Here is a 20,816-nt window from a genome sequence, read left to right as displayed (position 1 = left end):
GATCGATAATATTAAAATTAATTTAAGTCGGCGAAAGGCACCTTTAGATGTCTTTTCTTTATTTTTACAAGGACCTGCTCAATTAATTCTTAAAAACATACTGAGAAACATTGTTTTATTTATCCCATTTTCATTCATGCTATATATAAAATTCTTTAATAAATCCACCTCAAACATACTTATATGCATAGGAGTATGTTTGAGGTGGAACTTCTTCAAATACTAGTTCCTTTTATAAACCGTTTTTTGATGTAGATGACATTATTCTCAATACAATAGAATGAATTATGGGAACATATTTAGCAATATATATCAAAAAACATATTAAAAAAACCCTTCACCTTAAGGTAGAAGGGATCCTCTAATTTCTATTTCAAACTACCCGAAATCTCCGTAAAGGTACCCCAAGCGCATGTGCACCTGCATCTGGATATCCTAAACTTCTTTCACCAACTACCGCTCCTCTGCCGAATGATCTTTCAACGATAGATTATATGCCTTGAAGTGCTGTTTGCAACATTTCAATTCAGATATACGACAGTAAAGAATACATTATCACAGTGTCAGCAAGCAAAAGTGTATTCTGCATTTCTGAAAACAGTAGATGGCAGATTATGACCTACTGAATCTGCTAAGAAAGAATATACAAGAACATCCTTAACATCCTCTCTATTTCCACTAATGATGATATCAAGGAAATCTTCTACTTGGAATTCTGGAGTAAACAACACAATCTTAGTTGTTCTGTTTGGTTCTAAAGAAACAAAAGTACGAGAGATTTCAACTAATTCATTTTGAGTTGGGAAAAAGGTGTTTCGACTTCTCTTAACAGTTACCGTTACATTACTAGTATGACAGCGTGAATCATTGTTTAACATAATGTTGAGAGCAGTTGGAATAATCCCATTTTCAGAAACTGGAACTCGAAACACTCCAGTAGATTTATGAGCCATATAATCACATCCTTCCAAAATAAAATATATTTACAATATATTAAATGCAAAAAACGTTCATTTTGATATGGACAAATTACATGATTAATATATCTATAATAACCCTCGGTATTACTAAGCCAATGTTTTAAAAGATTAACAAATATCGCGAGAACCAATCGAATGTATATTAAAAGTAAAAAGAATAAGTTGTCTAAAAGACCCCCTATTTTGAGCCAATAATGAGACATTATGTTAATCTTATATGTATAGTTGCACAAAATTGAGAAACTTAAGGAGACAGATAAATTTTATGAGAAAATTATCTATATTACTTACTTTCATTCTAGTATTAGTCAGTGTTACGGCTGCTTGCACACAAGATAAAACAGATAGTGCCGTTGAAAATGGTCCAATAGAAGAACCAACCGCAAAAAATGAAAATGAAGAATTAATAAATTTTGAAGAAAAAGAAGATATGAGCCGCTTGGAACAAGGTATTTTATTAGTTGGTGAGAGTGTTAAGGGAGGCTATTACTTGACCGCTGTTCAAAGTGCCTATTTAAATGCTAGCAACGATTCCGTAGTTGTTAATGTCTCTGTAAAAAATGTACGAGGTCAAACGATTGGACTATCAGAATTAAAATATAACTTAAAAGATGAAAAAGACGGAAAGATCTATAAAGGAAAGGTGCTTGATCAAAACCCTTCTGATATACAAGTTAAACCAAATGAAACGGTAGAATTGAAAATAGCTTTTGAAGTACCACGTACCGCAGATGAATATATGTTTTATATTGAAAGCTCTTTAGACCCTCTACAAACATACTGGAAAATTGATAAGCTGCAATCACAAACAAACTAAGTCTAAAATAAGCAAAAAGCAATGAAAAATTTAATATAGATACAAATGAATACTATATAAACGTAAGACCATCGATTTAATGAATCGTTGGTCTTTTTCAAAAAATGCCCCATTAAAAACTAAGAGATAAAAAAGAACTAATCTCGAGAAGAGATTAGCTCAATATATCCAAAGCTATTATGGTACATAGTTTTATGAGCAAACGTTATATAATGTTGTATGGGATACATAACCTGTCATCCCTTTATATGTAACTTTTAACCACTGTTTAGAATTACTGTAATGACCTTGAACATATTCACCAGTTACCCATGTTCCAGTAATTTTCGTACCATCATTAAATGTATGTAAGACAGGTGAATCGACAGTATAACCACTGCGCATCTTTGCACCATATACACCTACCGTACCTCCCTTTGCACAAGCTGCTACTACATTTTGATTTTCAGTAGCATTCGTAGCCGCGAAAGCAGAGCCGTTAAATGTAAATAAAGTAAATATAAAAGCTGTTAGTACTGTACAAATAGATAAACGACGTAACAAAATAAATTCCCCCTTTTTTTATAATTTACTTCTTCACAAATAATTATCTTAAATATTCTAACTATTTTCAATATATTAATGTTGAGAAATATTAGTTGTATTTTTGAAATAAGATTTTATCAAAAATAGTAACAAACTCATATTTTACTGAGAAAGAACCGAAAGAAGTCTTCTACATATCAACTATATAAAAATCCCTCCACCTTAAGGCAGAGGGACTTTCCAATTACTATTTCAAACTACCTGCAATCTCCGTAAAGATAACCCCAAGTGCATGTGCACCTGCATCTGGATATCCTAAGCTTCTTTCGCCAACTGTACCAGCGCGGCCCATGCGAGCTACGATTTCTTTCGTGTACTCTGCTCCTTTGACCGCTGCTTCTGCTCCTTTTTCAAAGGCAGTTTTTACGTCTACTTCGTTTGAGGCGCTATCTAACCAAGAGTCTACACATGGAGCAAGTGCGTCAACAAGTGTTTTGTCACCAACTACTGCTCCTCTGCCGAATGATCTTTCACCGATCAATTGGATGCCTTGCAATGCTGCTTGCAGCATTTCAGCGAATTCTTTCACTGTTAACTCACGCTTCTCGGCTGCTGCTTTACTAGCTGCGCGGAATGCACCGCCCCAAATTGGACCAGATGCGCCGCCGCAATGTTCCATAATAATCATCGAACAGCCGTCAAGGAATGATCCGATCGTTACGTTTTCTTGTTCTACAATAGAGTGCCACTCACGTTTTAATTGCTTAAATCCTTTTGCCACACTCATTCCGAAGTCGCCATCACCAGCATGCGTATCTAGCTCACAGAACGGTACTTCATTTTTAATAATAATATCGCTCATTTTATCAACGAGATAAATCATGTTGTTTAATGTAATAACATTATCTTTAATAACAGCGTGCTCTTCCGCAGTTTCTAGTTCAAATGAAACTTCCTTCTCTTCTGTCTCTTCAAGTACATTTACGTACTCTACACTTTCAACTGGACCGTCTACTTTAAACGCTGGTGTATTACATTCTTTTGATAGTAATGTTTTTAGCTCTTCATCTAACTTCATTACCGTTAAAGACATACCAGCCATATCAATACTTGTCATATAGTTACCGACGAATACTCTATTAATTTTAATGTTTCTTGCAGCTAGTTCTCTCGTAACTGCGTTGTTAAATAAGTAAAGTTCTTGCAGTGGTGTTCCGCCAAAACCGTTAACTAGAATTGCGATTTCCTCGCCATCTTTTACTCCTAAATCTTTTACAAGGTCATTTGTCATACGGTTCGCTAGTTCATCTGCTGACAGCATTTTTTCACGCTTAATTCCTGGTTCGCCGTGAATACCTACACCGTATTCCATTTCATCTTCCGCAAGTGTGAAAGTAGGTGATCCACTCGCTGGAACTGTACAAGACGTTAATGCTAAACCGATTGTGCGCACGTTAGCCGCTGCTTTTTCTGCTACAGCTTTCACCGCTCCTAAATCCATACCTGCTTCCGCTGCTGCGCCGGCAATTTTATGAACTAAAATAACGCCCGCAACGCCGCGGCGTCCTACTGTGTACAGGCTATCTTCTACCGCAATATCATCGTCCACCTTTACGTAGTCGACTTCAATTCCATCTTCCGTCGCTAAATGCGCACCGTTTTTGAAATTCATAATATCGCCGCTATAATTTTTAATAATTAATAACGTACCTTTTTTACTAGCTGTCTCTTTAATCGCTTGGTATACCTGAATTTGTGAAGGTGACGCAAACACATCTCCGCACACTGCCGCATCTAACATTCCTTTTCCGACTAATCCTGCATGTGCCGGCTCGTGACCACTACCGCCTCCACTAATTAACGTTACTTTATTTTCGTTCATTTCTTTCTTCTTAATCACTTTATATTTTTTCAAAAGCTCAAGCTCTGGATGAGCCATAACCATTCCGTTGCACATTTCCATTACTAATGTTTCTGGTTTGTTTATAATCTTTTTCATTGTAGTTCTCCCTCAATTCCTTTAATATATTGTGATATATTTGAAATCTTCTTCTTACTAACCATGTTAAAATGAAAGCGTTTTATAGTAAACGGACAAAATGGACAATCTGTCTAAAGACACCGCTCTCATTTATAGATAGGATTTTCATATTAATAACATTCTAGGGATGATTCAGATGACCTCTTCTATAATTTCTAAAAAGATAATCGCGAACTCATTGAAGTATTTAATGGAAACAGAGTCGTTTCATAAAATATCAGTGAGCGATATTATGTTACACTGTCAAATGCGTAGGCAAACTTTTTATTATCATTTTAAAGATAAATTTGAACTATTAAGCTGGATTTATAGAGAAGAAACGAGGGAAAACATTATCGACTTTCTCGATTATGAAACGTGGGAAAACATTTTCGATTTATTATTTGATTACTTTTATGAAAATCAAAAATTTTACCGAAATGCTTTTAAAGTCATTGAGCAAAACTCGTTTAATCACTATTTATTTGAGCATACGAAAAACTTATATATGAAGATTATCGATGAACTATCTGTGAGCTGTGGATTCAGCCTTTCTGATGAGACAAAAAATACGATTGCCTCCTTTTATAGTCACGGCTTCGTTGGAACGATAAAAGATTGGATTGAAAGTAAGTGCGAAGTAGATCCTTCCATTATGTCTTCTCTTATGAAAAATATGATAAACAATCAATTACTACTATTACTGGAGCAATCAGCAAAGTAATTAAAGGGTGGCAAAAGCAATGAAAAAGATTATGAATGATGTACAAAATATCGTTCAAGATATGCTGCACGGCTTTTATTTTGAACATAACGACAAAGTAAATTACGATGAAACGAATAACATCATTTATGTAAAAGATATCGAAAAAATGAAGCAAGACGTCGCTATTATAAGTGGCGGTGGTAGCGGACATGAACCTGCTGATATTGGCTATGTAGGAAAAGGTATGCTTACAGCGGCAGTAAACGGAAGCATCTTCACTCCGCCTACAGTGGAACAAATTGCGGCGGCAACTCGCCTTATGCCAAAAGATAAAAGTATACTATTCATTATTAAAAACTTTAAAGATGACGTTGAGAACTTTCTTGCGGCAAAGCAGATCGCTAAAGAAGAAGGAAGAAAAATTGACCACATCATCGTAAATGACGACGTTTCAATTGAAGATGATGCTTCTTTTAATAAAAGAAGACGCGGCGTCGCTGGTACTGTTTTCGTTCAAAAAATACTTGGTGCGGCCGCTCTTGAAGGCCATTCTCTAGAAGAACTAACAACACTTGGCCACTCTATCACTAAAAACTTACACACATTAGGAGTTGCTCTTTCCCCTGTCAACGATCCAGTAAAAGGAAAAGCTTCATTCACATTAAATGACGATGAAGTGTTTTATGGCGTAGGCATTCACGGAGAAAAAGGTTACCGTAAAGAAGCACTATCCTCTTCTGAAATATTAGCGATCGAACTAATGAACAAACTAAAAAGCATTTATCGCTGGAGAAAAGGAGACAACTTCGCTATCCTCATTAATGGACTCGGCGCAACTCCATTAATGGAACAATACATTTTCGCAAACGACATTCGCCGTTTGTATGAACTTGAAGGATTGCAAGTGACATTCGTAAAGGTTGGTACACTGTTAACTTCTTTAGATATGAAGGGTGTTTCGCTTAGTTTGCTTAAGGTAGAGGATTTGGATTGGGTGAAGTGGTTGAAGGCGGATGTTAGAGTGGGTAATTGGTAAGTAAAAATTATGATGATAAAAGCCTTTAACTATAACAAGTTAAAGGCTTTTTGCAAATTGAAATATCACTCGAGCATTCAAAAGAAATTCGTAATTGCCTCACTGAATGATGACAGGTCTTCCAAATAAAGCTGGATGATAAATTAACATCGCTCCTACAAATGAACATACTAAACAAAAAATAGCCTCGTATTTTATAACTAGAGAAGAGCTGGTATCAAGCTTTTCCCCCTCTCTTTTAAATATCATTTTTAAAGCTCTATATAATAAATACCCAATAATCGCCCCGAGGGTGTTCGTAAATAAATCATCAATATCTGTAATTCTATTATTTAACAATTGATTTAACTCAATTGCCAATGAAAAAAAGAATCCTGCACATACCGTGTTTTTTATTTTTCTAAAATACGGCCAAATCATCGGTAATAAAAAACCGAACGGCATAAACAGTACGATGTTCAAAAGATACGTAGTACTACCTACCGTATCAAATAGAGTCAAGTTAATTTGACTTACACGAATCCACGTTTCATATCTACTTATATCCCATACAGTCGCGATTTGCGTCACCTTATACACAAGCGAAAGGTAAAATAGAAAAACATGCACCCATAGAAAATGCCGAATAGATATATTGTTTTTCGCTTTAAAATAACATCCAATTTGAAATACAATACAAAACATAATTGTAAAAAAATACGTATACAAATAACTCATCAAAACTTCTGTATGCATGTGGAATCCCCTAACTTTACATTTTCATCTATTATTTAGAACATAGTTTAAGAACCAGTACTTTGTTCATATATTTAATCTTTTACTTTGTCTTCGAATATAGGGAATATATTAAAAATAAAAAAATCCCCACTTATTCATTTTCAGTCTCCTCCTTGATGTAACTTGTTTATAGGATAGGAAAAACTTTTAAAATAAAAAGTGGGGGAAATATAAAATTTTCCTTAAATTTTATGTTAGATTTTATTATTACTCTAATTACTAATCCGCTATTCGTTGTTAGGCAACAGTATGCTGAAACTTAGGTTTCACTTTATCCCTTCTCATCCCTCATACTGTAATACCCCAAATTAATAATAACCAAGAAATACCCACCCATAATTCCAGCAGCGAATGTCCACATGAATTCATGGTGTTCAATTTCATACATAATAATCGCGCCGAGTATTGCGGCTGCGAACCGATTTATCATTCCAAGCATCGGTGTTTTTTCTTTTTTTACAATGCTATCTCCGAACTTTTCAATACGCCTTCCTAAAATCCAGGCGCAGTACATACTCACCAAAAGGCCAATGCTTATCCCTACGAACTGGGCTGAAAAAGGTGTCACAAGCCATCCCAATAACATTACGCCTAGCAAACAATACATTTGTATGTTGAATGATCTTAATGCCATACGAATCATGTTATACTCCTTTATCTTTCTCATTGTAATCCCGTATCATCAATCCAATCTTCCAGGCTTCAAGCTTTCAGCTATATCTTTTTTAAAATGAGGGAATTTGATTTTGCTTACCATTAAATAAGCGAGTACGCATGTACCAAACGCCACGGAAACTGGATTCTTAAAAAAACATAAAATGAGGAGACACATTGCCGCGAATGGGATTGGCATGCCGATAAAGGTCGGGAGTTTGCTTTGCTGTGTGTTAAATCTTGCAAGCCGAAGCATGCCGCAAATACTGTAAGCAAGCGCGCATATCATCCCGATAGACTGCAAATCTTTTAACGAGGCACTATATGCAAGAATAGACGGTGCCACACCAAAAGTAACTAAATCCGCAAATGAGTCTAACTCTCCACCAATTTCCGAAACAGAATCAAGTTTCCGAGCGACCATACCATCTAAAAAGTCAAACAACATACCTGTAATAATAAAAACTGCTCCCAAATAAATATCGTGAACGAAAACAGCGTAAATAGCTAAAAGCCCACATACAAAATTTGCTATCGTAATCATATTTGGTATGAAACTCATAATACACTTCTCCTCCTTTCTACTAATTGCTTCATCTACGTTCTTACTCATTACAATCAAGATCTTTCTGTTTTTCTTCCAATATGACTTTATTTATTTTCGTTAACGTATCTGTCATTTGCTCTAGGGCGTTTATATCGATTTTAGAAAAATATTTCTCAATTAATACATCATCTAACTCCGACAACCGCTCTATATACTTACTACCGTTTGGACCAAGTGTAAGAAAATACTCCCGTTTATTATTAGGGTTTACTTGTTTTGAAATCATCTTCTGTTTCTCCAATTTAGATAAAACTTGGCTAACGGCACTTTTTGATATATTAAAAGTAGTCGCAATGTGATTTGCTGTCGTGTTTTCATTTAAATTAATATGAAATAGCATGCTCTCTTGCTGTCCTGTAAGACCGAACTCATCTTTTAACTCCTGGAATAGTAAAATGTAGAATTCATTATAAGCTCGGTTCATTTCATTAATTACTTCTTTATACGTTCTAGTCATAGCGTTATTCCTCCATGCTTTTATTTCGTTTTGTTTAATAGTTAAGTTTACTTAACTTAACTATATTATACCGTTATGTTCGTGTAAAGGGAAATATAACTCTACACTTTACTCACAATGATACAAAAAAGAAGACACTCTTCTAAAACAAGTTAAGTCCCTTCTTCCTCACCGCTTCCTTCATCCAAATACCCGATTAATCGTTCTGAATAATCAAAAAGAAAATCAATTAAATTCCATATAGACCCATTACTGGTTAAAATGTTATAATGGAATTACCCTACATAGTTACTCATAGCCAGACTGAGGAACTAGCGTCTTATTAAGTAATGCGCATAACTAAAATAAAAAAGACACTTTACGGTGTCTTTTTTATTTATATTCCTAGGAATCATCTCTTTTATAAACAGACCCTATCAAACAGTAAAGGAGACAAACAGATGGAACATCCTGTTGCAAGAGAATTACGTTTTATACGGGTATGTCTTATCATTTTGATTATTGTCATTGCATTCTGGGATCGCGAGAAAACTGTGGAAATTACTGATCACGGTAGCGATCCTATCTTAAACACCAGCAATATGACCCAAGTTGGTGAGAATACATTTGCATACAAAGACGAATCGAATCAAATTAAAATATTTAAGTTTAATCCAGATACAAATGAAATAAAATTAATAAAAGATTTTTATGCTAACGAATATTAATTACATGAATTAAATAATTCAAATCTGTAGAAGACACTTTAAAGTGTCTTTTCTTTATGAACTACAAAGTATGAGGCCCCAAGTCATTAGCTGCAATTACGACTAAGGCTTTTACTATATAAAAAATAAAACATAGTAAGAATAGAATACTCACTTAAATTATTTTTCACTTCACAAACTACATCCAAAAAGTTGGATAACTTCTTTTACTACTCATATTATTAATGAATAAAGCAATAACTACAATAACAACGGAGCCAATTAAAACTGGTGTTACTAAATAACTCCAACTATTTGCCCCTAAAATTACGATAATCGGATCGGCGCCTGCCGGAGGGTGCGTCGTTCTCGTTAACATCATAACGGCTATTGCCATCCCCACCGCTAAAGCAATTGTCCAATATTCATTCCCAAACAAATGATATATTGATAGACCAATGAAAGTTGAAATCAAATGTCCTCCAATAATATTACGCGGCTGAGATAATGGCGCATTCCAAACTCCAAACGCTAATACACAACTCGCACCAAATGGAGCCATTAATAATTCTGTAGAGGTTATGCTCGTTAAATATGTTAAGGTAAGAATTGTTAAAAATCCCCCTAGTAGTCCCGTTAAAGAGTCCTTTACATTTACTTGTAATGGACTTCTTCCTTTCCCTTTCATTTTTGTAAAATATCGTACACTTATTGGTTGAGGGTCTTTTTGCTTAGTTGCTGTTATATTATTCATCGTTCTCCTCCTTTATTTACCAACCATTATAACTCGGCAATAACTAACCTGTAAATATCATTTTTATAGGTTAGTTGGAGAATACAAAAAAAGAATCAACTATTATAAGTTGATTCTCTAAACTTCCTCAAATTTTCGATCCTGAAATTTTGCTACCTTTTTCCGGTTCCCACATATTTTCATAGAACACCATTTTCGTTTTCCACTCTTATCTATAAATAATAAAACACAGTCAGGATTTGAACACCTTTTAAGGGAAATAAGCTTATTTTCTGCTATTAACGTTAAAGCGTCAAATGCAATTAACGATGCGAGTACATCCTCGATTTCTCCAACTGGGATAGATACTAGCTGCTGTTCAATGATTTTATATGTAAATGGTGCCTTCTCAATTTGTTTTTCTAAATACGTAATAAAATCATTAGAAATTTCTTGCTGATCAGCAATTGCCTCAAACTGTTTTCTCAATACTTCTCTTACCTCTAATATGCTAGATGTAACTTGATCCATTCGCTTCTGAATTCCTATAAGTGTTTTTTCATTCCAAAAAGGAAGATTAACCTTTATTACATGTAGCCATTCTAATACATCTTCATCTGTTATTAATAAATCATAACGTTGTCCACGCCTAACTAACTCTGTATTTACTAAATCTAATGAGAGATTTCCCGATATAAGCGGGAATTGTTTTGTTTCCTGCATGTACTCATCACCTTCTCTTTAAATAATCATATTCCAAATTAATACAGCAGTGCAACTTTTTTATAAACTAAAAAGTATGAAGATTAAGGCCTTTAGCCATAATTACGACTAAAGGCTTTTTGTATGTAAGTAAATGAAAAAGGAGCTAATTTTATGGAACATAATAAAAATGGAATACTTGCTTTAATTGTTTTATTTGTAGGACTAGCATTTTTTGTTATCGGTATGGTTTATCATTTATGGGGAACGGTTTAAAAATAAATAATAATTCATTTAAGAAAAAGTACTCGTATGAGTACTTTTTTAAATGTCATATAAAAACATTCTAAACTTACTTACATGCATACAATTATCAAAGATAGTTATATAATTGAGAAGGTTTTAAATTATCAATCTATATTTATGTTGATTAGGAAAGGAGCTAAAAATGTTAGAAATCATTTTTGTTGCTGTATTACTTTTATCTAGTATCATTCCCATCTTTATCAAACGGGGTTTGACGAAAAAAAATGGAGTCATTTTACTAATAAATTATGCATTATTATTTGTCACCATCATTGTAATTGGTGCAAACTGGCGTATGATTCCCGCCTATTTCTTATTGTTCGTTTTAACATTACAAGTTTTTTTGAAACCAAAAACTACAGCCGTTTCTAAAAAGTTAGTGATGAAAGTTTTAAAAGGTTTAGGAATTATCGTAACTGCTATCGCAATGTTTACATTACCTTTACTTTTTCCGATCATAACACTCCCAGAGCCTACTGGAAAATATACAGTAGGCACGAAAGCTTTTCATTTAATTGATACAAATCGAAAAGAAACAACTGTACCAAATAATCATGGAAATCGTGAGTTAATGATACAAGTATACTATCCTGCCGCAAAAGGATCAGGGAATCCTTCTGTCTATTTTGAGAACATAAACGAACTGGCCGAACAATTGGCAGTAACAAACGGTGCTCCGTATATCGTAACGACACATTTAGGGCTGACAAAAACACATTCTTATCAAAATGCTAAGCCACTTCAAGCTAAAGAAAAATTCCCCCTCCTTTTATTCGGCCATGGGATGGGATTATATGGTCAACAAAATACATTCCAGTTAGAGGAATTAGCTAGTCAAGGCTATGTAGTAATCGCTCTTAATTTCACAGGATATGCAGCAACAACGATTTTCCCTAACGGAAACCGTGTAGACTCTATACCAATTGAAAATACACCTACGGCCTTAAATACCATAGTTCAAAAATGGGAACAAGATACTACTTTTGTTTTAAACGAAGTAATAAAAGGTAATTTCGATAAAAGTTTTAAAACTATTGCAGACTTAATTAACTATGACAAAATTGGAATGTTCGGTCACTCTTTTGGCGGAGCAACCTCCGCACAAATGTTAGTAAAGGATACGCGTATTAAAGCTGCAATTGATATGGATGGCGGATTGTTTGGCGACCCAATGCCTAAAGACGGTCCTCAGAAACCATTCATGTTGATGAATGCTGAGGCGACGATTCATTATATGAAAGAAGCGGAGAATCAAAAGACAACCGGAATCCAAAATGAATTATTGGAAATATCCTATTTAAGAAATAAAACGATTGAAAAACCGGGCGTGTACACAGTGGTAATTCCAAAAACAAACCATACCAGTTTTACAGATTTAGCAGCATTTTCACCTATTATTAATGAACCAGACGAAGATGTAGCCGCAAATTATACACTCATTAATAAACTAGTAACTAGCTTCTTTGATCAAAATTTAAAAGGGATAAACGAAAATCATTTAGAAGAAATTCAGAAGCAATATCCTGAACTTCAGCTCATTAAACACTAATAACCATTCATTTCCCTAGTCATGTAACCCCTCACTATGCTTGAGGGGTTTCTACTTTAACACAATTATAAAAAAGGCCTCATTACTGGGGCTCTCAAAAAATAATACGAATAAATGAATTAAAACAAATAATAGATAACTAAAATAGGAGTCGACAATCGTTATTTTCTTCTTATTTCTAAAGCAATATGGATATATCTTCTTAACTTCATTTGGATTGTACAAGCAAAAGAAGACATCTTAATTGATGTCTTCTTTTTTTATAGTTTTATGAATTTTTTTGAGCAGCTGCTCTCCAATCACGAAAAGATGTTGGGCGTCCAGAAAAAGCTCTTTGCTTTGTAACAGATGGTTTTTCTTCAGGAGTCATTGTTTTTTCTTTAAGAGTCGCTGGTTTTTCTTTAAGCGTCACTGACTTTTCTTCAAGAATAGTCACAGCTGTTTGCATTTTCTCTAACTGTTCTTTCAACAATTGTTGTTCAATCTTTAAATCCGTAAGTAAACGTAAAATCATCTCAGAATTAGCCATAAGATCCTCCTTCCCCCAATACACAGAATAAAATACAATATGTAGAAGACAAAATTCCGGTGACAAAAATAAGATCGTCAACTCTTTTTAACTTCCAAAATCCTTTTATTTTTTTAAGGACCTGCTCCATTCACCCTTAAAAACATAAATTAAATTAAATCCATTAATAAATGGTCTTTATGGAAGGAGGAGTTAATATGGGCTATGGAGGTAGTTGTGGTGGAGGCTGTGGTTTCGGCGGCGGATTTGCCTTACTTGTTGTGCTCTTCATCTTATTAATCATCGTTGGCGCTAGCTGTTGGGGCGGCGGATTCGGCTGCTAAGGAGAGGCACTCTTGAGAGTGTCTTTTTTTGATATGTGGCTCGTATACATATTGTTCAAATCTATATATTTTTTAAAAATATATATTTAAAGCATATTTCTCAATGAATAAAACAATTTAACATGGTAAAATAATAGTTGGATGGGAGTCCAATATATTATTAAAATTAAGATGGTTCAAGTCGAAGGAAGGCACCTTAGGGTGTCTTTTCTTTATGACTTCTATCATCAACAAAGGGTGATACAAACTATTACATATGTTTGTACCACCCTTTATTGATGCGTTTAGACTTCACAGTTGTTGAAGTTTTAGACTTCTCCCTTAGTGTACCCATATTATTAGAACATCCTGTAATCTGTAGACAAAATGTAGCTAATAAAAACAATATTAATAATTTCTTCAATAAATCCTCCTACATGCATAAAACACGATATGTTACAAAACAAACATAACATCAACCCTTTATAAAAACAATATAATCCTCGGTCCTTAAGCTATCTCTTAACATAGGAGTACCGCTACATATTCATCAAGCTAAGATTTTAAAATATCCTTTACTTAAGGAATTTGTAAGTATCAAGTAAGAAAAACGAGAGCTTTGTTTCGTATAATCAAAATATAAAGTGAAGGAAGAAAGATTATTTCTGGGATTAATATGCATGTGACAAGAGAAGAAAGCTACGTTTTTTTAGAATAATAATATGAGTATGTCCAAGTTTTAGAGATTGCTTGCAAATATTTTGAAGTTTTCGCACCAGAATTCTAATTACCATACCTGTTTTTTACCATCACATATTGGAGGTTAAAACATGAATAAAAAAAAGAAAATACAAAGATCAATACTTACCTTTCCCCTACTCTTTTCTTTAGGCGTTTTATCTTTCCCGCTTACCACAACTATTCACGCAGATACACACGAGGAACAATCTGCTGAAAAGAAACTAGTCTCTTTAACGGAGCTTACATCATTATTTTTTGAATATCTCCAGCAAGGTAAATATGCAGAGGCACTACAGTTGACGTCTACTGCTTTTCAATCCAAGTTTACAGCAACCACATTACAAAACTGGTGGACACAAAGTGGCTGGAGCGGGATAAAAAGCATGGGAACCCCTGTGATAAAAGAACGAAACTTGGTCCATCAGACGGTAGAAATTCCAGCAGCTACCGAAGGAACTACCATACCACTACTCCTTAAATTCACACCTGGCGGGAAAGTAGATGAAATTGGAGAAAGGCCACCCGAGGAATCTTTTACCATCCCCCATCCTAGCTATGATCAACCTAACTCCTATCAAGAACGTGAAATCGTCATTGGAAATTCTACCTATCCGTTACCAGCGACATTAACAGTTCCGAAACATAAGCGTGGTGAAAAGCTGCCCTTAGTTGTTCTTGTTCATGGTGCTGGCATCCATGATCGCGATAGCACATATATGGGAACAAAAATCTTACGAGACATTGCGGTGGGACTTTCATCCAACGGAATTGCAGTGTTGCGCTATGAAAAACGCACCTTAGAACATGCATTAAAGATGAGTGCAGAACCCATTACGTTAGACCGTGATACTACAGATGATGCCATATATGCAGCAAAATCAGCAGCGCAGCAGGAAGGCATTGATCCAAATAATATTTTCATTCTTGGACATAGCCTAGGAGCTGGCACAATGCCGCGTATACTGAGCAAAGCGCCTTCCTCACTTGTCCGAGGAAGCATCTTACTCGCACCACCTGCACGCCCTTTGACTGAAATTGCCATTGATCAGTATGAATACCTTGGGGCGTCAAAGGAAGAAATCGATGAACTAAAAAGACAAGCTGCTTTTATTCAGGATCCTACTTTCAATCCTGACCATCCTCCAGCTGGCTACAATTTTGGGTCACCTCATTTTATGTATGATGTTTCTAGGTGGCGTCCAGTTGAAGAGGCAAAATCACGAAAAGAGCCTTTACTCATTCTGCAAGGAGCACGCGATTATCAAGTAACAGTAAAAAACGAATATACAAAATGGCAGAAAGGACTTTCAAACCGCGGGAATGTTCAGTTCAAAAAATATCCGAAATTGAATCATTTCTTCACGGAGGGTGACGGGGAATTAAGTCTTCCTAGTGAATACGAAATCCCTGCTAACGTTCCCGAATACGTCATCCAGGACATTATTACATGGGTTAACGAGACAAAAAAATAAGAAAACATCAAAAGCCTTCATGCAATCATCATTGCGTGAAGGCTTTTTGAAACTGGTGATTCAGACATATCTATTATAATTATATTTTTCTACGCACTAAATAAAAAACTAAGGACCCCATCATAACAGGTGCAACGAAATAAAAGAAATGTGAAAAAGAAAAAGTAAAAAGAAAAAGAAATGGTATGAGTGTATAGATAACTGCTAGTCCTATAAATAAAGGAATTCCAAATTGAAACTCTCTACATCGTTTAATTTTCCTATATAAGACTTCCCCAAGTAAACAAGCTATAAGAGCTGGTATACTACCATAAGTGACGATAGTTTTTATGAATCCCTGTAAAACGTCCGGGTGAATAAAGCTAGGATTAAAAATATATGAAATTAAGAACCATCCAAAAATAAAAGCAAATAGACTTGCAGCATAACTAACTACAAATTTTATTAAAGTAAGCAACGTAATCATCCCCACAATTTCCTAATATTATCTTCATTGTATCATTATATAAGATAGATAAACTGTGAAATAAATGGAGCATACATGTGAGTTTGACATAACGTCCTATTATTGGAATTGAAATGTGCTTACTTACACATCCAAACTGTTGATGATAGCTAATATTTGATGATCTGTCCATTTGCCATTAATCCTTATATTTTCTTTCGCTATACCTTCTTTTTTAAACCCCACTTTTTCTAATACACAAATAGATGCTATATTATCAAGCATCGCTCCTGCTTCAATTCTATGTAGCTTTAATTCCCTAAAAGCAAAATCTACAACAAGTTGAAGAGCCTCTGTTGTATAGCCATTTGCATTATGCTCCTTATCTAAAGTAAATCCCGTATAACAGCTTTGGAGGTCTCCCCTAACAATTTGAGTTAATGAAATGTCTCCAATCAGTTTATCATTTTCTCTTAAAAAGATTCCGAAAGGGTATACTTGCCCTTCAGCTGTCTTTTTTAGAGCTTGTTCAAGACGTATTTTTTGATGTTCTTCTGTATAAAAAACTTCTGGGAGCAACGGGCAAACTCGTTGAAAAAATTCGCGATTTCTAATATGTAAGTTAGCTAACTCGTTAGCATCAGCAGTTTTATAAAGCCGAATATAAATGTGCTTCCCTACTAGTTTCATAACATCCCTCCAACATTTTTATATGTCTAATGAGGAAAAAATATACCGTATACTATATACAGTTGGATATTATCAGGAATCATTTTGCACGAAAGAAAAGACACTCCATATGAGTGTCTTTTCCAATAGTTTTTAGCAGAAGCAAGAAGCTCCAACAATGATTAATAAAATGAATAACACAACTAATAAAGCGAAGCCTCCCGAGAAGCCACAACCGCCACAACTACCACCATAACCCATAATAGTTCCTCCTTTAGATAAGAGGGGAAAACTAAGGTTCACTCATGTATTTTAATGGATTCGTTTCATCTTATGTTTTTCCGCATTGATTGAGCAGGTCCTTTCGAAAACTATTCACATATTAACTATATTTTTAAAAATGAATAATTTAACTATATCAATAAATAGATTAATTAATATAATGTATTAATTCCAAAAGAAGGGAGGAATAGCCATGCAAGTAGTTTGTTTTAAAATAGTAAGTGGTCAGTATTTCTTGTTTGTAGAAGGTATTCAAATTCCTGTACCAATTCCAGCAGTTGCTGCAGCTTTATTAATTGGTTTAGGAGTAATTCCACTTTGTTCTTAATGTAAGGAATTCGGATCATTCCTATCTTTCCATTAGAAAAGCCTCAAGTATATGAATACTTGAGGCTTTCTTTATATTAAAGAAAAAACACCTTACAGCGCTTGAAGATCTCCTGATTTAACTAATGCAGCCGTTACATCATCACCGAAAGTATTGAGACAGAATACTTGCTCGTCTACCGTATCCATTACTGTAGCTTCACCTATCTTGCCACCTTGAAGTTTAATAAAATAGTTATGTTCTTCTAAAATTTTACTAAAATCTCTATTTGCCCATCTTTCAGTAATTGCTAATAGCTCTTCTTTGTTCTTGAAATTGTTTCCGTTTAGAATATTTCTTACTTTCTCTGCATTCTTTTTGGACATAGGGGTTGCTCCCTTTCCTTCACACGCTTTTACTTTTTGATGAGTCATGCTATGCATAGCTGAAATAACTTCTTCTTCAGTAGAAGTTACTGTAATGTGAAGTTGTGCATTTGAACCTTTCACTTCTGCTTCATTCGATAGTATGTCTTCTTTATTAACCTCTGCAAAAACATGGTCCTCACTCTTAAGCGGGACTTCAGCAAACTGTAACATTCCATAAGTCATACCAGTTGCAAGTACTACTCCCCCTATAATAGATGCTAGCCAATACGTTAGCTTCTTGTCCATCTTCATTTCCCCTGTCTTCGTTTAAATATCTTAACTAAAGAATACCATATTTAATTCCTTTTTATTGAAGAGTCTCTAATTTTCACTATAAAAAAACGCGCAAATCGTTTAATGCAAATATAATAACTTCATAATCATGACTATGCCTATTCTCATAACAGAATCTATATACGATGTCACTAAATCATCTGGTGAACTATTAGCGGCAGAACTTATTATAAGAACACACTCTCTCATTATTGGACTTTTAGTTATTAGCACAGCTTTGCATCGTTATTCTCAAAAAGGATAAATATTGTACATACCAATTCTTATGTATGAAGACAACCAAAACAAGTGTTACGAAAAAAATATGAAAAAGACATCTTTGCTAGGGAAAGATGTCTTTTTTATATAAACCTTAATGTTCGTTCTGTAAAACTCTCGCTTCCTTTACTCCTTCTTTCTCCTCTTTTAAGAATAACGATACGATAAATGCAACAATAATAAAGATTAACCCAAGTGCAAATGCACCTTGGAACCCTGAAGTTAAACCGTTTAACTTCTCTACTGGATCCAGTGGATTTGCGGAGCTTTCCATATACTTAGTTGTTCCTGAAGACATTTTCGAAATAAAGATAGCTGTACCAATTGCACCAGCTACTTGTTGCAACGTATTAAACAGTGCGGTTCCATGCGGATATAAATCTGGTGTTAATTGATTTAAACCGTATGTTTGTGCTGTCATGACAAACATAAGTCCAACCATTAATACGCTATGCATAATAATAATTTGTAACATTGATGTATCAGGAGTAATGCCTTTAAATAAGAACATTGCAATCCCTACTAACACAATGCCGGGAACGATAATAACTTTCGGACTAAATTTATCAAATAGTTTACCTGCAATCGGTCCCATTATAGCGCTAATAATACTTCCCGGAAGCATGATGATCCCTGACTTAAAAGCTGTAACGAGTAAAACTGTTTGCAGGAACATCGGTAATAAAGTCATCGTTGAAAATAACGACATCATCACAATGACAATTAATCCGACTGATAATGTAAACATCGGAACTTTAAATGCTCGTAATTCTAAAATTGGATTCTCAATTTTCAATTGTCGAACGGCAAAAATACATAATGAGATAAGCCCAACAATTAAAGTACCATACACTTTTGCATCGGACCACCCTAAATCACCCGATGCACTAAAGCTATACACAAGCCCGCCAAATCCTAATGTCGATAAAAGGATAGATGGGTAATCTACTTTTGGCCTTGTTAACTCTGAAACATTTTGAATGTACTTCATCCCAATCATAATGGAAATGATCACGATAGGAATAACAATATAGAATAACCAGCGCCAATTTAATGAATCCACAATTACTCCAGATAATGTAGGGCCAATTGCCGGAGCTGCCATCATCACGAGTGCGATTAATCCCATTGTCGCACCACGTTTTTCAGGCGGACAAATAATTAAAATCGTATTCATTAATAACGGTGAAATTAACCCTGTCGCTATAGCTTGGACGATACGGCCGATTAATAAAACAGAAAATGTTGGTGCAAATCCCGCAATTAATGTACCAGCTAAAAACGTTACCATAGCGATCAAAAACATTTGTCTCGTTGTGAGCCATTGCTGAAGTAACGCTGTAATTGGGACTAAAACCCCAACCACCAACATGTAAGCTGTAGAAAGCCATTGAATCGTTGAAGCTGTTACGTCAAATTCTTTCATTAATACTGTTAACGCATTACCAAGTAATGTTTCATTTAATAATGCAACCATTGCTCCTAAAAGTAACGCAATTAAAATGGGGGTATGTTTCAAATTAGAAGTATCAACTTTGCCACTTGCAGGGCTCTTAGTTGTCATATTCATTTACAGATTCTCCTCCTGTTTCTTACTTAAAAAACTTTAAATATACCTAAACACATGTAATATAATATACATATGTAGATTAAAAAGGGAGAATCAATTTTCAACCACTGTATATTTAATCTACAAAAAAGGAGAATTGTAGATGAATGATAACGAAAAACAACTTGATTTACGTATTAGACGTACACATAAATTACTGTGGGATTCCTTATTTGAATTAATGACGCAATCAAAACAGAAATATAGTACGATCACGATTAACCAAATATGTGACCGCGCTATGGTACACCGAACAACCTTTTATAAACACTTTGAAGATAAAGATGCTTTATTAACATTTGGATTTAAACGATACGGCAAGATGATTGCTGAAATACCGGTTTCAGATCGATTAAGTAAACCATTTCAAGTAATGGAACAATTCCTACATCATGAAGAACTCGGTAAAATATTAGAAACGCAAATGTCTGATGAACAATTTATTACCCGTACACATTATTTAAGTCACGAAACGAGAAAACAAGAAATAGAAGCATTAAATCAGCTTTGCAAAAACCATACGATACCAAATGATTTAATCATTGAGTTTTATTCAGGGGCAATCACCTCATTAAGCACATGGTGGTTTAAAAATAAAAAAAGCGTTTCTGCTGCTGAAATGGATAGGTACCTCCACCAACTCATTAATCGGGATATTTTTCAGTTTGAAAAGGAATAAGACTACACCTTTTCAATCATTCAATCAAATTGAAACTTTAATCAGTGGGGGTTTTGTTCATCCCCCACTGATTATTAGCCTTCACCAATCGGACTTTTACGGACAGCCCGACCCCCACCTAACTTCTTTGCTTCCACTGAATTTTGAGGTGGGGGTCTTACTGCCCGTTAAAGCGGGATCAAATTGACCACAAAATAGGAATATGATATATTTTCCATAGAATACTATATAAGTATGACATCAAAT

General features: G+C 34.7%; 24 protein-coding genes and 1 pseudogene. 9 read left to right on the top strand and 16 right to left on the bottom strand.

Annotated features, from left to right (window positions below):
• Positions 1-368 precede the first annotated feature (368 nt).
• Together DN401_RS30470 and DN401_RS16085 are read right to left on the bottom strand one after the other, a co-directional pair.
• A pseudogene (locus DN401_RS30470) lies at positions 369-469 on the bottom strand (DAK2 domain-containing protein); the annotation flags it as partial.
• A gap of 94 nt (positions 470-563) precedes the next feature.
• Positions 564-953, bottom strand: coding sequence for a hypothetical protein (locus tag DN401_RS16085; protein ID WP_065211908.1), 390 nt, complete (start codon positions 951-953; stop codon positions 564-566).
• 292 nt (positions 954-1,245) lie between these two features.
• On the opposite strand from DN401_RS16085, the gene DN401_RS16080 reads away from it, so the two are divergent.
• Positions 1,246-1,797: a DUF4352 domain-containing protein gene (locus DN401_RS16080; protein ID WP_001228902.1), complete on the top strand. Its 552-nt coding sequence runs from the start codon at positions 1,246-1,248 to the stop codon at positions 1,795-1,797.
• 192 nt (positions 1,798-1,989) lie between these two features.
• Here the strand turns inward: DN401_RS16080 and DN401_RS16075 are convergent, their stop codons facing one another.
• Both DN401_RS16075 and dhaK read right to left on the bottom strand, forming a co-directional pair.
• A complete protein-coding gene (locus DN401_RS16075; RefSeq protein WP_000946193.1) occupies positions 1,990-2,340 on the bottom strand; it encodes an SH3 domain-containing protein in 351 nt (116 codons plus the stop codon).
• A 229-nt stretch (positions 2,341-2,569) separates the two neighbouring features.
• Positions 2,570-4,321, bottom strand: a complete 1,752-nt coding sequence (gene dhaK / locus DN401_RS16070) for a dihydroxyacetone kinase subunit DhaK (protein WP_000720736.1) — start codon at positions 4,319-4,321, stop codon at positions 2,570-2,572.
• Positions 4,322-4,499: 178 nt separating this feature from the next.
• Between dhaK and dhaS the strand changes: the two genes are divergently transcribed.
• Complete coding sequence (dhaS, locus tag DN401_RS16060; RefSeq protein ID WP_000204231.1) at positions 4,500-5,066, top strand: dihydroxyacetone kinase transcriptional activator DhaS; 567 nt, start codon at positions 4,500-4,502, stop codon at positions 5,064-5,066.
• A 19-nt stretch (positions 5,067-5,085) separates the two neighbouring features.
• The gene (dhaQ, locus tag DN401_RS16055) at positions 5,086-6,084 is read left to right on the top strand and encodes a DhaKLM operon coactivator DhaQ (protein ID WP_000723362.1); all 999 of its coding nucleotides are present in this window, start codon (positions 5,086-5,088) and stop codon (positions 6,082-6,084) included.
• Between the two features lie 99 nt (positions 6,085-6,183).
• Here the strand turns inward: dhaQ and DN401_RS16050 are convergent, their stop codons facing one another.
• The 4 genes from DN401_RS16050 to DN401_RS16035 all read right to left on the bottom strand — a co-directional run bounded on the left by DN401_RS16050 (position 6,184) and on the right by DN401_RS16035 (position 8,579).
• Positions 6,184-6,819 (bottom strand): VanZ family protein, encoded by a 636-nt coding sequence (locus tag DN401_RS16050; RefSeq protein WP_000556720.1) that lies wholly within the window; start codon positions 6,817-6,819, stop codon positions 6,184-6,186.
• 313 nt (positions 6,820-7,132) lie between these two features.
• Positions 7,133-7,504, bottom strand: coding sequence for an ATP synthase subunit I (locus DN401_RS16045; RefSeq protein ID WP_000620612.1), 372 nt, complete (start codon positions 7,502-7,504; stop codon positions 7,133-7,135).
• Positions 7,505-7,543: 39 nt separating this feature from the next.
• Positions 7,544-8,077 (bottom strand): CDP-diacylglycerol--serine O-phosphatidyltransferase, encoded by a 534-nt coding sequence (pssA, locus tag DN401_RS16040; protein WP_000008336.1) that lies wholly within the window; start codon positions 8,075-8,077, stop codon positions 7,544-7,546.
• A 43-nt stretch (positions 8,078-8,120) separates the two neighbouring features.
• Positions 8,121-8,579, bottom strand: coding sequence for a MarR family winged helix-turn-helix transcriptional regulator (locus DN401_RS16035; protein WP_000198939.1), 459 nt, complete (start codon positions 8,577-8,579; stop codon positions 8,121-8,123).
• Between the two features lie 440 nt (positions 8,580-9,019).
• Between DN401_RS16035 and DN401_RS16030 the strand changes: the two genes are divergently transcribed.
• Positions 9,020-9,286, top strand: coding sequence for a YmzC family protein (locus tag DN401_RS16030; RefSeq protein ID WP_000400964.1), 267 nt, complete (start codon positions 9,020-9,022; stop codon positions 9,284-9,286).
• 178 nt (positions 9,287-9,464) lie between these two features.
• Here the strand turns inward: DN401_RS16030 and DN401_RS16025 are convergent, their stop codons facing one another.
• Positions 9,465-10,019 (bottom strand): HPP family protein, encoded by a 555-nt coding sequence (locus DN401_RS16025; protein ID WP_001059994.1) that lies wholly within the window; start codon positions 10,017-10,019, stop codon positions 9,465-9,467.
• Between the two features lie 117 nt (positions 10,020-10,136).
• On the bottom strand, positions 10,137-10,721 hold the full coding sequence (locus DN401_RS16020; RefSeq protein WP_001158435.1) for a CGNR zinc finger domain-containing protein: 585 nt from the start codon (positions 10,719-10,721) through the stop codon (positions 10,137-10,139).
• A 427-nt stretch (positions 10,722-11,148) separates the two neighbouring features.
• Here DN401_RS16020 and DN401_RS16015 point away from each other — a divergent pair, with 427 nt between their 5' ends.
• Positions 11,149-12,555: an alpha/beta hydrolase family protein gene (locus DN401_RS16015; protein ID WP_000889696.1), complete on the top strand. Its 1,407-nt coding sequence runs from the start codon at positions 11,149-11,151 to the stop codon at positions 12,553-12,555.
• Between the two features lie 268 nt (positions 12,556-12,823).
• Here the strand turns inward: DN401_RS16015 and DN401_RS16010 are convergent, their stop codons facing one another.
• Positions 12,824-13,084 (bottom strand): hypothetical protein, encoded by a 261-nt coding sequence (locus tag DN401_RS16010; protein ID WP_000013691.1) that lies wholly within the window; start codon positions 13,082-13,084, stop codon positions 12,824-12,826.
• A gap of 197 nt (positions 13,085-13,281) precedes the next feature.
• Between DN401_RS16010 and DN401_RS16005 the strand changes: the two genes are divergently transcribed.
• Positions 13,282-13,407, top strand: coding sequence for a YjcZ family sporulation protein (locus DN401_RS16005; protein WP_000540377.1), 126 nt, complete (start codon positions 13,282-13,284; stop codon positions 13,405-13,407).
• 809 nt (positions 13,408-14,216) lie between these two features.
• A complete protein-coding gene (locus tag DN401_RS16000) occupies positions 14,217-15,599 on the top strand; it encodes an alpha/beta hydrolase (RefSeq protein WP_149287863.1) in 1,383 nt (460 codons plus the stop codon).
• Positions 15,600-15,678: 79 nt separating this feature from the next.
• Here DN401_RS16000 and DN401_RS15995 read toward each other — a convergent pair whose 3' ends face one another.
• The 3 genes from DN401_RS15995 to DN401_RS15985 form a co-directional block, all read right to left on the bottom strand.
• On the bottom strand, positions 15,679-16,065 hold the full coding sequence (locus tag DN401_RS15995) for a hypothetical protein (protein ID WP_086388855.1): 387 nt from the start codon (positions 16,063-16,065) through the stop codon (positions 15,679-15,681).
• A gap of 123 nt (positions 16,066-16,188) precedes the next feature.
• Positions 16,189-16,734 (bottom strand): GNAT family N-acetyltransferase, encoded by a 546-nt coding sequence (locus DN401_RS15990; protein ID WP_086388854.1) that lies wholly within the window; start codon positions 16,732-16,734, stop codon positions 16,189-16,191.
• Positions 16,735-16,866: 132 nt separating this feature from the next.
• The gene (locus DN401_RS15985; RefSeq protein ID WP_000540375.1) at positions 16,867-16,974 is read right to left on the bottom strand and encodes a YjcZ family sporulation protein; all 108 of its coding nucleotides are present in this window, start codon (positions 16,972-16,974) and stop codon (positions 16,867-16,869) included.
• Positions 16,975-17,188: 214 nt separating this feature from the next.
• Between DN401_RS15985 and DN401_RS30215 the strand changes: the two genes are divergently transcribed.
• Positions 17,189-17,323 carry a hypothetical protein gene (locus DN401_RS30215; protein ID WP_001198456.1) on the top strand — a complete coding sequence of 45 codons (135 nt, stop codon included), beginning with the start codon at positions 17,189-17,191 and terminating at the stop codon, positions 17,321-17,323.
• A 92-nt stretch (positions 17,324-17,415) separates the two neighbouring features.
• Here the strand turns inward: DN401_RS30215 and DN401_RS15980 are convergent, their stop codons facing one another.
• Positions 17,416-17,976, bottom strand: a complete 561-nt coding sequence (locus tag DN401_RS15980; protein WP_048558532.1) for a PRK06770 family protein — start codon at positions 17,974-17,976, stop codon at positions 17,416-17,418.
• Positions 17,977-18,376: 400 nt separating this feature from the next.
• Complete coding sequence (locus DN401_RS15975) at positions 18,377-19,852, bottom strand: MDR family MFS transporter (RefSeq protein ID WP_149287862.1); 1,476 nt, start codon at positions 19,850-19,852, stop codon at positions 18,377-18,379.
• A 142-nt stretch (positions 19,853-19,994) separates the two neighbouring features.
• Between DN401_RS15975 and DN401_RS15970 the strand changes: the two genes are divergently transcribed.
• Positions 19,995-20,570, top strand: a complete 576-nt coding sequence (locus DN401_RS15970; protein WP_000999319.1) for a TetR/AcrR family transcriptional regulator — start codon at positions 19,995-19,997, stop codon at positions 20,568-20,570.
• The last annotated feature ends 246 nt before the right edge of the window (positions 20,571-20,816 follow it).

It is taken from the genome of Bacillus sp. BF2-3, from assembly GCF_008368795.1.
GTDB classification, from domain to species: domain Bacteria; phylum Bacillota; class Bacilli; order Bacillales; family Bacillaceae_G; genus Bacillus_A; species Bacillus_A cereus.
Note: the sequence above shows the minus strand (reverse complement) of the source record. Positions and strands in the feature narration are given on the sequence as shown.

Excerpts from the sequence above, each read along its gene's own strand:
- DN401_RS16085 (WP_065211908.1), bottom strand. The coding sequence starts at position 953 with ATGGCTCATAAATCTACTGGAGTGTTTCGAGTTCCAGTTTCTGAAAAT.
- DN401_RS16080 (WP_001228902.1), top strand. The coding sequence starts at position 1,246 with ATGAGAAAATTATCTATATTACTTACTTTCATTCTAGTATTAGTCAGT.
- dhaK (WP_000720736.1), bottom strand. The coding sequence starts at position 4,321 with ATGAAAAAGATTATAAACAAACCAGAAACATTAGTAATGGAAATGTGC.
- dhaS (WP_000204231.1), top strand. The coding sequence starts at position 4,500 with ATGACCTCTTCTATAATTTCTAAAAAGATAATCGCGAACTCATTGAAG.
- dhaQ (WP_000723362.1), top strand. The coding sequence starts at position 5,086 with ATGAAAAAGATTATGAATGATGTACAAAATATCGTTCAAGATATGCTG.
- DN401_RS16050 (WP_000556720.1), bottom strand. The coding sequence starts at position 6,819 with ATGCATACAGAAGTTTTGATGAGTTATTTGTATACGTATTTTTTTACA.
- DN401_RS16045 (WP_000620612.1), bottom strand. The coding sequence starts at position 7,504 with ATGATTCGTATGGCATTAAGATCATTCAACATACAAATGTATTGTTTG.
- pssA (WP_000008336.1), bottom strand. The coding sequence starts at position 8,077 with ATGAGTTTCATACCAAATATGATTACGATAGCAAATTTTGTATGTGGG.
- DN401_RS16035 (WP_000198939.1), bottom strand. The coding sequence starts at position 8,579 with ATGACTAGAACGTATAAAGAAGTAATTAATGAAATGAACCGAGCTTAT.
- DN401_RS16030 (WP_000400964.1), top strand. The coding sequence starts at position 9,020 with ATGGAACATCCTGTTGCAAGAGAATTACGTTTTATACGGGTATGTCTT.
- DN401_RS16025 (WP_001059994.1), bottom strand. The coding sequence starts at position 10,019 with ATGAATAATATAACAGCAACTAAGCAAAAAGACCCTCAACCAATAAGT.
- DN401_RS16020 (WP_001158435.1), bottom strand. The coding sequence starts at position 10,721 with ATGCAGGAAACAAAACAATTCCCGCTTATATCGGGAAATCTCTCATTA.
- DN401_RS16015 (WP_000889696.1), top strand. The coding sequence starts at position 11,149 with ATGTTAGAAATCATTTTTGTTGCTGTATTACTTTTATCTAGTATCATT.
- DN401_RS16010 (WP_000013691.1), bottom strand. The coding sequence starts at position 13,084 with ATGGCTAATTCTGAGATGATTTTACGTTTACTTACGGATTTAAAGATT.
- DN401_RS16005 (WP_000540377.1), top strand. The coding sequence starts at position 13,282 with ATGGGCTATGGAGGTAGTTGTGGTGGAGGCTGTGGTTTCGGCGGCGGA.
- DN401_RS16000 (WP_149287863.1), top strand. The coding sequence starts at position 14,217 with ATGAATAAAAAAAAGAAAATACAAAGATCAATACTTACCTTTCCCCTA.
- DN401_RS15995 (WP_086388855.1), bottom strand. The coding sequence starts at position 16,065 with ATGATTACGTTGCTTACTTTAATAAAATTTGTAGTTAGTTATGCTGCA.
- DN401_RS15990 (WP_086388854.1), bottom strand. The coding sequence starts at position 16,734 with ATGAAACTAGTAGGGAAGCACATTTATATTCGGCTTTATAAAACTGCT.
- DN401_RS15985 (WP_000540375.1), bottom strand. The coding sequence starts at position 16,974 with ATGGGTTATGGTGGTAGTTGTGGCGGTTGTGGCTTCTCGGGAGGCTTC.
- DN401_RS30215 (WP_001198456.1), top strand. The coding sequence starts at position 17,189 with ATGCAAGTAGTTTGTTTTAAAATAGTAAGTGGTCAGTATTTCTTGTTT.
- DN401_RS15980 (WP_048558532.1), bottom strand. The coding sequence starts at position 17,976 with ATGGACAAGAAGCTAACGTATTGGCTAGCATCTATTATAGGGGGAGTA.
- DN401_RS15975 (WP_149287862.1), bottom strand. The coding sequence starts at position 19,852 with ATGAATATGACAACTAAGAGCCCTGCAAGTGGCAAAGTTGATACTTCT.
- DN401_RS15970 (WP_000999319.1), top strand. The coding sequence starts at position 19,995 with ATGAATGATAACGAAAAACAACTTGATTTACGTATTAGACGTACACAT.